Origin of the sequence: Latilactobacillus sp. (genome assembly GCF_033176295.1) — a bacterium.
Taxonomy (GTDB): Bacteria; Bacillota; Bacilli; order Lactobacillales; family Lactobacillaceae; genus Latilactobacillus; species Latilactobacillus sakei.
The window spans coordinates 14,657-26,648 of the sequence record NZ_JAMQEX010000017.1; the positions used below are offsets into that span (position 1 = coordinate 14,657).

At 41.6% G+C, this 11,992-nt stretch carries 10 protein-coding genes and 1 tRNA gene; 10 read left to right on the plus strand and 1 reads right to left on the minus strand.

Features of this window, described 5'->3' with window-relative positions; all coding sequences use genetic code 11:
• The first annotated feature begins 11 nt into the window (after positions 1–11).
• From NDN60_RS08285 to NDN60_RS08310, 6 genes are all read left to right on the plus strand, one after another.
• The gene (locus NDN60_RS08285) at positions 12–1,325 is read left to right on the plus strand and encodes a serine hydrolase (RefSeq protein ID WP_231953059.1); all 1,314 of its coding nucleotides are present in this window, start codon (positions 12–14) and stop codon (positions 1,323–1,325) included.
• Between the two features lie 149 nt (positions 1,326–1,474).
• Positions 1,475–3,016, plus strand: a complete 1,542-nt coding sequence (locus tag NDN60_RS08290) for a UDP-N-acetylmuramoyl-L-alanyl-D-glutamate--2,6-diaminopimelate ligase (protein ID WP_099713111.1) — start codon at positions 1,475–1,477, stop codon at positions 3,014–3,016.
• 23 nt (positions 3,017–3,039) lie between these two features.
• Positions 3,040–3,660, plus strand: a complete 621-nt coding sequence (locus NDN60_RS08295; RefSeq protein WP_056947326.1) for a hypothetical protein — start codon at positions 3,040–3,042, stop codon at positions 3,658–3,660.
• A 149-nt stretch (positions 3,661–3,809) separates the two neighbouring features.
• Positions 3,810–4,697, plus strand: coding sequence for a metal ABC transporter solute-binding protein, Zn/Mn family (locus tag NDN60_RS08300; RefSeq protein ID WP_056947329.1), 888 nt, complete (start codon positions 3,810–3,812; stop codon positions 4,695–4,697).
• Positions 4,694–5,374 carry a metal ABC transporter ATP-binding protein gene (locus tag NDN60_RS08305; protein ID WP_056947332.1) on the plus strand — a complete coding sequence of 227 codons (681 nt, stop codon included), beginning with the start codon at positions 4,694–4,696 and terminating at the stop codon, positions 5,372–5,374. Before NDN60_RS08300 ends, NDN60_RS08305 begins: the two co-directional genes overlap by 4 nt.
• 34 nt (positions 5,375–5,408) lie before the next feature.
• Entirely contained in the window at positions 5,409–6,185 is a 777-nt protein-coding gene (locus NDN60_RS08310) for a metal ABC transporter permease (RefSeq protein WP_011373994.1), read from the plus strand.
• 36 nt (positions 6,186–6,221) lie between these two features.
• Here the strand turns inward: NDN60_RS08310 and pepF are convergent, their stop codons facing one another.
• Positions 6,222–8,021 carry an oligoendopeptidase F gene (gene pepF, locus NDN60_RS08315; RefSeq protein ID WP_172952570.1) on the minus strand — a complete coding sequence of 600 codons (1,800 nt, stop codon included), beginning with the start codon at positions 8,019–8,021 and terminating at the stop codon, positions 6,222–6,224.
• Between the two features lie 199 nt (positions 8,022–8,220).
• Between pepF and NDN60_RS08320 the strand changes: the two genes are divergently transcribed.
• From NDN60_RS08320 to NDN60_RS08335, 4 genes are all read left to right on the plus strand, one after another.
• Positions 8,221–9,408 carry an LCP family glycopolymer transferase gene (locus NDN60_RS08320; protein WP_099947230.1) on the plus strand — a complete coding sequence of 396 codons (1,188 nt, stop codon included), beginning with the start codon at positions 8,221–8,223 and terminating at the stop codon, positions 9,406–9,408.
• Between the two features lie 144 nt (positions 9,409–9,552).
• Positions 9,553–10,788, plus strand: a complete 1,236-nt coding sequence (locus NDN60_RS08325) for a NupC/NupG family nucleoside CNT transporter (protein ID WP_011373997.1) — start codon at positions 9,553–9,555, stop codon at positions 10,786–10,788.
• A gap of 101 nt (positions 10,789–10,889) precedes the next feature.
• Positions 10,890–10,961 (plus strand) — tRNA-Gln (locus NDN60_RS08330).
• Positions 10,962–11,092: 131 nt separating this feature from the next.
• Entirely contained in the window at positions 11,093–11,824 is a 732-nt protein-coding gene (locus NDN60_RS08335) for a GntR family transcriptional regulator (protein ID WP_011373998.1), read from the plus strand.
• Positions 11,825–11,992: the final 168 nt, after the last annotated feature.

The following is an 11,992-nucleotide window of genomic DNA, read 5'->3' on the forward strand; positions in this document are numbered from 1 at the left end:
GGAGTAGCATTGTGTTTAAAAGAATATTACAGGTTTTAATGACTGGCCTTTTATTAGTGACCCCAGTGGCTGTTGCGACAAGTGCAACGCAACAGGGTGTTCAAGCGGCTACGGCCACTAGCGCACCGCAGGTTGACGCTAGCGCCGCAATTGCAATCGACCCCCAATCAGGACAGGTCTTGTATGAAAAGAATGCTGACCAAGTCTTACCGATTGCATCGATGACTAAGATGATCACCGCCTATATTGTCTTAGATCAAATTAAACAAGGTAAGTTGAAGTGGGAGCAAACCACTAAACCAGACGCTGCCATTTATAAGTTGAGCCAGGACAAGGAATTAACAAACGTCCCACTTCAAGCTGATAAGGCGTATAGCGTTCGTGAATTATATCAAGCGATGTTGATTGCTTCAGCAAATGATGCAGCAATGATGCTAGCCAATTTAGTGGCTGGTTCACAAAAGAACTTCGTTGATTTGATGCGCCAAAAAGTCAGTCAATGGGGCATTAAGGATGCTAAGTTATATTCCGTTTCAGGGTTGAATAACCAGTATTTAACAGGAGAGACGTATCCAGGTAGTGCCGCTGATGCGGAAAACGAAATGAGTGCTTCAGAAGTCGCAATCGTGGCCCAACACTTATTGAAGACTTTCCCAGAAGTGTTAGAAACAACTAAACAAACGGCCTTTACGTTTGGTCCTAAGACGATCGACGAAACGAAGATGGCCACTTGGAACTTAATGTTACCAGGCCAAAATAATGCGCCCAAAGATTACGTTGTCGACGGTTTGAAGACCGGGACAACTGATAAAGCTGGCGATTGTTTTACCGGGACGGCTACTAAAGATGGCCAACGGATTTTAACCGTTGTAATGCACGCTAATGGTAGTGACAAAGGGCGTCGTTTTATTGAAACCAATAAAGTGATGCAATATGTTTTTGATAACTGGCAACAAACGCAACTCGTCAAAAAAGGGGCAACCATCAAACCTTTTGCAACGGCTGATGTGAAGTATGGTCGGACGAAGACTGTCGCACTTGAAACACCGCAAGCAATTGCAATGTGGGTTCCTAAAGGCACACAAGTTGCTAATGTTGATTGGGATTATCAAGTGGTTCAAGGTGGTCAAAAACGCCAACTAACGGCTCCTGTTAAGAAGGCGGCCGTCATCGGTAAAGTGACACCGAAGATTGCGGGCGTGACAAACCGTTACTTAGGGACGACACCGCAATATACAGTACAAACCAAGACGGCTGATCCAAAAGCTAATGTCTTTGTCTTAATAGGTACGGGTGTTCGTGAATTTTTCACTAATTTATTCTAATTAAATCAGAGGAATGCTTAAGCGAGAATCGATCGTTTAAGCATTCTTTTTTTAGTGATAATAACGCCGATTTGTCAGCATTATTCAATCGGTTTAGGCTTGAATATGCTATAATTAAACCAATTCATAATGAGTCTAGGAGGACGAAAATGGCTTTAACATTGGATGCATGTACATTAATTTTAAAAGAGCATTATTTACTAAAAAGTGTAGCCCTCAACGGGGATTCAAACTTGAATATGACAGGGATTGCCTATGATTCACGTAAGGTGACAGCAGATACCCTCTTTTTCTGTAAAGGAAACTTCCGCCCCGTATTCTTAACGAACGCTAAAGAAGCGGGTGCGGTCACTTACGTTGCAGAACAACCAATTGTTGAAGGCAATGGGATGAACGCGTTAATCGTGACGAATGTGCAAAAGGCGATGGCTGTCTTGTCAGCTGCCTTTTACGATTACCCACAAGACGACCTCTTCATCGTGGCGTACACGGGGACTAAGGGGAAGACGACTGCTTCTTACTTTACACAATCAATCTTACAAGAGGCTACTAACCAAAAAACAGCACTCTTTTCAACAATCGATCGGGTACTGGGGCCTAAACCTGAGGACCGGTTTAAGTCAGACTTAACGACGCCCGAAAGTTTGGACTTGTTCCACGATATGCGCCAGGCTGTTGAAAACGGCATGACGCATTTGGTAATGGAAGTGTCATCACAAGCCTATAAGAAAAATCGGGTTTACGGTTTAACATTTGATGTTGGCTTCTTCTTGAACATTTCACCAGATCATGTTGGTCCTAATGAACATCCTAACTTTGAAGATTACTTACACTGTAAATTGCAATTACTCGTTAATTCACGGCACTGTGTGATTAACGCGCAAACACAAAACTTCGGTGATGTGTACGCTGCAGCGACAACGACAACTGAACCAGAAAATATCTACTTATTTGCGGACACGAGTTATCAACCAGCACAACCGGTGGACATTGATTTCCGCTTTGAAAATCAAGCCATGACCTTAGCTGAAAGTCGCTTTAAAGTGACGGCCGTTTCTAAAAAAGCGATTCAATTAGGCGTTTCTGGAGATTATCAATTACGGCTGATTGGCGATTTTAACGAAAGTAATGCGACGGCGGCCATTATTGGTGCAGCCTTAGGCGGTGCTGATTTAATCGCTGCCCAACAAGGTATTCGTCGTTTGCAGATTCCAGGCCGGATGGAAACCCTAGCGGTTGAAGGTCATGGTCAAGTTTACGTGGATTACGCCCACAATTACGCTAGCATGAAGGCACTATTGAGCTTCCTTCAAAAGGAATACAATCAACCTAAGTTACTAGTGGTTGTTGGGAGTCCTGGCGATAAGGGGGTTTCAAGACGGGCTGGTTTTGCGCAAGTCTTAAACGAATATGCAGATCGCGCGATTTTAACGACCGATGATCCGGGTTATGAAGATCCAGCTGCCATTGCGGCGGAAATTTTAGCCGGTATCGATCAAGATAAGGTTGCCACGACGGTTGAAATTGATCGTGCAACAGCGATTAAACAAGCTATCGAAGAAAGCCAACCAGGGGACATTGTTGTATTGGCTGCTAAAGGGGCGGATGCCTATCAGAAGGTGCGTGGTGTCGATACACCTTACCCAACTGATATGGTGATTGCCAAACAAGTGGCACAATACTTAAGCTAAAAAAAGAATGTGGAGGGTTTATGATGAAAAAATCAGTTGTAATGAGTACGGTGTTAGTTTCAGGATTGTTATTATTGAGTGCTTGCGGTCAAAAGCAAGAAGCAAAGAGCTCATCTTCATCTGAATCAAAAGTGACAAGTGTTAAAAAGACAAGTCATTCAAAGAAAGCACAAAGTCAATCGTCAGAAGAATCTGTTTCAGAATCAACAAGTGATTCTGAAGTGACGAGCCAAAGTAGTCAAACACCAAGTGCAACTGATTCGACATCAGCAGGCAGTCAATCCGCTTCAACGCAAATTAGTCAAGCAACAACTAGTCAAAGTAGTCAAACGAGTCAATCGCAGGGCACACAGAGTCAAAGTGCGCAACAATCAAGCGCACAGTCATCAGCTAATAGCCAATCATCAGCAACGACTAACCAACCACAAACAAGTCAACCAACAACTGTGGATGGCAATCAAGCGATTCGCTTAGTCATGCAACAAGTTGGTCAAACACAAGCGCATTTATCTTACTTAAATAACGGGTTGATCACACGTAATGCACAACAAGGTTATTTAATTAATTGCTACGCCCCTAACGAAGATTCACCTCGGGCAGGCTATTTTGTAACCCAAGACGGTCAGGTTGAACAAATTTGGTAATCGACTAATAGGAGTTGAGGCAGAAATTATTTTGTCGCAATTCCTATTTTTTGATGACGTTCTTTTCTGAAAAAGATTGACAAACGGGCGGACTCCTGTAAAATAATTCAAGTAAAGCGTAACTATTACGATTTAAAAAGGAGAAAGAGATGAATAAAAAACGATTGGGCATAGTCGCTCTTTTATTAATGGTCGCAATGGTGATTGCCGGTTGTGGTCAGACTAAACAGACCACCAAAGGCATTCAGGTGGTCTCGTCACTAGATTTCTACGGTGAAGCTGCAAAAGCGGTCTTAGGCAAGCACGGGCAAGTAACGTCAATTATTAACAGCCCTAGTTTAGATCCCCATTCATACGAACCAACAACTCAAGATGCTAAGAAGGTTGCACAAGCCGATGTTGTGATTGAAAATGGTCTGGGCTATGACCAGTGGTTATCCAAGGTGGCAGCCAGTTCGGATTCAGATCAGCAAACAATGATCACGGTCAATAAACTAATGAAACGAACAGATGGCGACAATGAACATTTATGGTATGATTTAGAGACCATGCCAACACTCACTAAACAATTAATCACGCGTTTTAGTAAGATTGATCCAGCACATAAAGCTGATTTTCAAAATAACGGTCAAGCTTACTTGAAGAAATTAGCGGGTTTGAAAACACAATTGGCAGGGCTCAAGGCGCAAGCTAAGGGCCAAAAAGTGGCGGTCAGTGAACCAGTCTTCGATTATGCGTTGAAAGAAATGGGTTATCAAGTTGCTAACCAACATTTTGCTAAAGCTATCGAAGACGGTACGGATCCATCACCACAAGATATCGACGCTATGCGTCAACTCATTAAAAAACATCAAATTGCCTTTTTAGTTGTTAACAAGCAAGAAGAAAGTCGGACAATTAAAGAGATGCACCAATTAGCAACGAAGGAAAAAGTGCCAGTTGTTCAGGTGACAGAAACACTACCAGCTAAACAAACCTATTTAACTTGGATGCAGCAGCAATTTGATGCAGTAGGAAAGGCTCAAAACGTAAAATGACAGAATTAGTAAGTGTCAAAAATTTAGGAATGACCTTCAGTAATCGTCAGGTTCTAAAGGATCTTAATTTTAAAATTGAACGTGGTAGCATGACGAGTTTGATTGGCCCTAACGGTGTTGGCAAAACAACCCTCGTGCGAATCTTAATCGGTAGTTTGCAACCGACCGCCGGCGAGTTGACTTTTTCGCCAGACAAGCAAAGTTTAAATATTGGGTACGTGCCGCAATTTCGGAATTTAGAAGCGGAATATCCGCTCTCTATTCGGAGCTTTGTCAGCCTTAATCAATTAACCAAGCATCTGCCTTGGCATACGAAGTCAGAGCGCCAAGCGTTAGATAAGATTTTGGCCCAGACGCATTTAACGGCCCTTCAAAAAACAACGGTTGGCAATGCTTCTGGTGGCGAAAAACAAAAGGCGTACCTCGCGCAAGCTTTAATCAGTGAACCGGATCTCTTGATTCTAGATGAATCAACAGCCAGTTTGGATATTGAAACTAAAGAAGAAGTGATGGCGCTAGTGGCAGAGCTAAATCGTCTGCATGGCTTAACCGTGATTTTTGTCACTCATGATTTAGATTTAGCGCGTAAGTATACGGATCAATATTTATTCTTAAAGCGCGGTCAATACGAAATGGGGCCAATGAGTCAATTAGACCCTAACCTAGAATTAGATTAAAGCGGAGGACGGTTGAGTGTTAACTTTTGATTTTATGCGGCATGCGTTTGTCGCCAGTACGTTTATTGCAATTACATGTGGTTTAATCGGGGTCTTTGTTGTCGCTAGAAATATGTCGTTTTTAGCGCATACGCTTGCCGAGATTGGCTTTGCAGGTGCTTCATTTGGTGTCTTCTTAGGCATCGCACCGCTAAACGGGATGTTATTGTTTACGATGATTAGTTCGATTACAATTGGCCAGATGAGTGCCAAGGAATCAAGACGAGAAGCGTCGATTAGTGCGATTTCAAGTTTGTTTGTCGGTCTAGGCATTTTATTCTTGTCGCTATCTAACCGCAATGCGAGTTACGCAACAAATATCTTATTTGGTTCAATTATCGGGATCAGTTTAACGGATGTTTACCAGTTAATTACGTTGTCAGCAGTCATTGTGGTTGGCATCTTACTCTTTTACCGCTACTTGGTCTTTGATTCATACGATTCAATTGGCGCCCAAGCACAAGGATTAAAAACCAATTGGTTATCGATTTATTTCCTAATCCTCTTGGCTATTAGTGTTAGTATCGCGGCCCAAATCGTGGGTTCGTTATTAGTCTTTATCCTAGTGACCTTACCAGCCTTTATTGCAAAATATCTTGCGAAGAGTGTACCGGCGATGTTGGCAGTTTCTGTCGGAGCGGCTTTATTAGGCGTTTGGTTAGGTTTGTGGTTAGGGTATATTACCAATTGGCCAGTGACCTTCTTCATCGCAACGCTAGAATTCATCTTTTACTTTATTGCACTTTTATATCATCAACATGTTAGTCATTAAAAAAAGTCTGGCCACTGGCCAGACTTTTTTTAATAGTTACATATCAGCAAGTAATGCTTCTAATTGATCGAGGCGTTGTTCAAAAACATCAAAAGCGTGTTCGAGATAATCGGCGTTAGTCATATCCACACCGGCTTTTTGCATCGTTTCAATTGGGTAACTGGCACTCCCATTTTTGAGGTAGGCGAGATAATTGTCGAGTGCACCCGGTTGGTTCGTACTGATTTGATCAGCGAGCGTCGTCGCAGCGGCAAAACCAGTTGCATATTGATAAACGTAATAGTTCATGTAAAAATGGGGAATCCGAGCCCATTCTAAGGCAATTTGAGGATCTTTGGCGACGGCATCGCCATAGTAGTGAGCGTTTAAGTCAGCGTAGTAAGTTGACATGAAGTCAGCCGTTAGAGGGGTTCCATTGGCTGCTGCATCGTGAATATAGTGTTCGAATTCGGCAAATTGTGTTTGACGGAAGACAGTCCCTTTGAAACCATCAAGGTAGTAGTTCAACAAGTAGGCTTGAACTTTGGGATCTTTTTGGGTCTTCAAAAGATATTCAGTAAGCAGGTTTTCATTCGTTGTTGACGCAATTTCAGCGACGAAGATTGGATAATCGCCATAAACGTAAGGTTGATTGTGACGTGTTAAATAACTGTGGCCACTGTGGCCAGTTTCGTGGACCAGTGTGTATAAGTTGTTAAGATCGTCTTGCCAATTCAAGAGAATGAACGGATTGGTATCGTAAGCACCACCAGAGTAAGCGCCGCTGCGCTTGCCTTTGTTTTCAACGACATCAATTTGCCGTTGATCGAAGATTTGGTCCACAATTGGGGTGTATTCAGGCCCTAAGACGGCTAATGCTTCGCGCGCTGTTGTTTGTGCTTGTGGATAAGTGTAGCTCAAAGCGGGTTTGCCTAAAAGTGGTGTGTATAAGTCGTACATATGCAATTGCGGTAATGCTAATTGCTTTTGACGTAATTTAACATAACGATGTAATAATGGCAAATGTTGGTTCACTTGGTCGACTAAGGTCGTGTAGACTGATTCAGGAATGGCTTTAGGTGCGAGGGCTGCTTGGCGCGCACTGTCGTAGTGATGGACTTGAGCGAGGTAGTTGTGCCCTTTGATCTCAGTCGCAAGGGTTGTCGCAAATGTATTTTTGAACTGATCATAAGTGCTGTAGAGTGCTTCAAAGACGTCTTGGCGGACCTGGCGATCGGTTGATTGTAACAATTGGCTATAGAGGCCGTTTGATAATTGATGCGTTTGGCCGGTTTCATCGACAACGTCTGGGAATTGAATATCTGAGTTATCCAAAACACTGAAGGTTTGGCTAGCAGCACCAAAGATATCGCCAGCAGCGGCAATTAGGGCTTCTTCTTGACCTGATAAGACATGTTCGCGGCTATCAGTGATAGTCTGGATAAAATGTTGATAACTTTTAAGTGCTGGCTCATTGGTCTGCCAGTCAGTTAATTGGTCAACGGGAATTTCGAGGATAGCGGGTTCTAAAAAGGCGGCCGCCGCTGAAACGTCAGCTGCTAAAGCATCGACCTGAGCTTGATAACCTTGATAAGTGGTATTAGCTGTATCTTGATCGTTTTTCATGCTAGCGTAAACGTAGACCGTTTCTAACTGTCTAAAGAGCGTTAGCACTTGTTCAATCGTTGTTACGAGTTGATCAGCCGTTTTAAACGGTTGGTTGTATTGTTCAAGTGCTGGTAGTGCCTGTTTGAGCGTTGCGACAGCTACTTCGAAATCTGAGTCGCTTTTGAAAATGGTACTGAGGTCCCAGGTTAAGTTTTCAGGGACTTCAGAGCGTGTGGGTAATTTGTGAATTGCCATAATAAACCTCCGTAAAATATGAATAATTAAACATATTCTAGCATAGTTCAGAGATAATTCAGCCACGAAACCTTTCAAAATAAATATTAAAATTGTATAACTTTTCTTAAAAACGATTGTTTGCTTTGATAATTCGGCTATAATGACAACATACATAACATTCGCGCTAGTACAACATAGAAGGGAACCACTTATGCAGAATTCTAACTTTTTTGGCTCAAGAGAAGATAAATACAAAAAAGGCAAACGCCATCGAAAACTAAAAATATTCCTATTAATCATCGTGATTCTCGTCTTTTCAGGTGGCGCGTATGCGATGCGGGTCAGTAGCCAATTGAAGTCTGCAGCCGATAAAATCAATAAATCGGAAGCCACTTCTAAAGCGATTAAAAATAAAAAGGCCTTTTCAATCTTATTACTAGGTGTTGATACCGGTGCTGAAGGGCGAATTGATAAAGGTAATTCAGATACAATGATTGTTGCAACCGTCAATCCTAAAAAAGAACAAGTTAAGTTAGTCAGTATTCCGCGGGATACTTTAGCGGAACTACAAGGTACGAAGTCTTTTGATATGCAAAAAATTAACGCAGCCTATAATGTTGGCGGCTCTAAAATGGCTAAAAAAACTGTTGAGAAGATGTTTGATGTTCCTATCGACTATTACGTAACGATTAACATGGGGGCCTTATCGAAAATCGTTGATGCTGTTGGCGGCGTTGATGTTAACGTCCCATTCTCGTTCAAATATAATACAACCTTCAAAAAGGGTAAGATGCATCTAACCGGGAAAGAAGCGTTAGATTATTCACGGATGCGTTACGATGATCCAGAAGGCGATTATGGCCGTCAAAAACGGCAACGCCAAGTCATTACGTCGTTGATTAAATCAGCAGTTTCCTTCAAGTCCCTCACCAATTATGAATCAATCTTGAAGACGCTAGAAGATAGCGTCGCAACGGATCTAAGTTTTGATGACATGGTGGCCATTCAATCTGATTACCGGACAGCGGCGAAATCAATTACCTCTGATTACCTCAAGGGGCGTAATGCAACAATCGATGGCTCATCATACCAAGTGCCAACAACCAGTGAAATTCAACGCGTGTCAGATGTTTTACGGACGTCACTTGGGTTAGAGAAAACGAATATTGATAATGCGGAAACAAAACAAAATGCATTAAACACGAACTTTGCGGCAACGGAATATCAAGATGAATTTACGATTTATCCAGAAAGTGTCCTAAAAGATGGCACGACAACCAGTGAAGCCGCCAGCACAACAACCACCCAAGATAATACGACCCAATATTCCCAGAGTGCACCACAGTCAAACTGGCAACAGCCCCAACAGGAGCAGTCTCAGTGGCAAAGTAGTTACTAAGATGGTTTGATAAAATAACAGTCAAAAACAGCGTCATCAAGTTTACTTGATGACGCTGTTTTTGTTATAACCAGTTTACTTTTAGTGCCGATAACGGTATTATTTGTAATGGTACAAAAAGACAAACAAAGGATGTGGCGGAACGTGTATTTGCTTGTAAATGTGATAGGGTTATTAGTTTTTATTGGAGTCGGCTTTCTTTTTTCAAAGAAAAAGAAGGATATCGATTGGCGCTCAGTTTTAATTATGTTAGTGATTAACCTTGTATTAGCTTGGTTCTTAACAAGTTTTTCAGTTGGTCGGGACATCGTTTTAGGTGCTGCCAACGGGTTTAATTGGCTCGTTCAAGTTGCTTACACGGGGATTGCATTCGCATTACCAAGTTGGGTAAATGTTAAACAGATGGATTTCGTAGCCAGTGTGTTACTCCCCATCCTAATGATTATTCCATTATTTGATATCTTAACTTATATCGGTGTCTTACCATGGATTATCAAATGGTTAGGTCGTGGTTTAGCTAAAATCACGGGACAACCTAAGTTCGAATCATTTTTCGCAGTTGAAATGATGTTTTTAGGGAATACAGAAGCATTAGCTGTTTCAAGCTTACAATTGAAACAAATGAAGGCAGAACGGACATTGACGCTTGCGATGATGTCAATGAGTTGTGTGACGGCTTCAATTATCGGGGCTTACACACAAATGATGCCAGGACAATTTATCTTAACCGCTATTCCGGTCAATATTATTAACGCTATTATTGTGACCAACATTTTAAATCCGGTTAAAGTGACACCAGAAGAAGACACAATCGCCAAAATGGGTGGTAGTGGTTCAGCAGTTGGCGAAGAAGAAGCCGCTGACGGTAAGATTGAACGCGAACCATTCTTCTCATTCTTAGGTGATTCAATTTTAAATGCCGGTAAATTAGTTTTAATCATCACAGCTAACGTCATCGCCTTTGTTGCTTTGGCAGCGTTGATTGATAAAGTATTACAATTATTTAACCCTTGGATTACCCTTGAACATCTTCTAGGAATCGTGATGTTTCCATTTGCCTGGTTGATGGGCTTAGATGTCAGCCATGCCTTTGAATTTGCACAATATATGGGCACGAAGTTAGTAACGAACGAATTCGTTGTCATGGGTAAAGTTCAAAATTCAATCACAACTTTTGCACCACATTATCAAGCAGTTTTAACCGTTTTTGTCACATCATTTGCCAACTTCTCAACAGTCGGCATGATCATCGGCGCCTTCAAGGGCTTAGTTGATCGTGAAAAGAATGATATGATTGCTAAAAACGTCGGCTACATGCTCTTATCTGGGATTTTAGTCTCATTACTCTCTGCCGCAACGGTTGGTTTATTCGTTTGGTAGAAAAAAATAACAAAAAAACTGGATTTGGTAGTGACAAATTCAGCATAAAATAGTATTATAGTAGGGTGCTATTGCGAAGTTGCAATAACATCATACTTTATTGGGCTATGGCCAAGCGGTAAGGCAACAGGTTTTGATCCTGTCATGCGCTGGTTCGAATCCAGCTAGCCCAACTCAAGAATCGTTGAAGAAGTGTTAAGTAGATAACTATTTAACACTTTTTTTGTACGCTAAAAAAGTAGACGCCCGGACAGAATCCTGTATAATGAGGCAGGAACTAAAAAGGACTTAAAAGGAGTTTGGCATGGCTGATTTAGTTTATCAAACAATTATTGCAGATTTAAAAAAGGCAATTAATGCGGGTGCTTATCCCAGCATGAAATTACCCGACGAAAGAACGTTGACGGAACATTATCAGGTTAGTCGTAGTTCGGTGAAGCGGGCGTTAAACGTTATGGCTAATCAAGGTATCATTTTTAAGAAACGCGGTTCAGGCACCTTTATTAATCCTTTATATTTAAAGAGTGGTTCATTTTTTAATTACAGCGGCTCTAATCTAGGGGTTACCGATAGCTTTAAGGCTGGCGATCGAAAACCGGGAATTAAGTTATTAGATTTCCAAGTCATCAAGCCCAGTGCAGAATTGCAACGGGACTTATTTTTGGAACCAGATGATTTTGTATACGAAATCAAGCGACTCCGGTTGTTTGATGACGAACCGTTCATGATTGAAACCGGGTTTATCCCCATTAAGATTATGCCGGGACTGACCGAAAAAATTATTTCCGGTTCAATTTTTAATTATTTAGAAACGGAAAAAAATCAAGAAGTGACGCGCGCCTTCTTATCAATTTTTGCAGAACCTTCTACGCAAGATGATCAAGATCAGCTGCAACTAAAGCCAACTGAACCCGTGGGCATCATGGAAGGCATCTTCTTTTTGGATGATGGGACACCATTTGAATTTTCAACAATGCGACTTCATTATCAGTACATGAAATACAATACTTTTGTTTCAGTCAGCGGTCGGGAATAGACCGTTATTTTTATCTTCTTAAAATTGGTACGACCCAATATAATAAATGGTTGACTTTTAGTTTTTATCTAGTATGATAAGTATGTAAGCAGAAACATAAAAGTTGCAAATCACGCAACTTATTCATAAAGTGAACCTATCAGAAGCTTTTTTAAAAAAAGGAGTGCT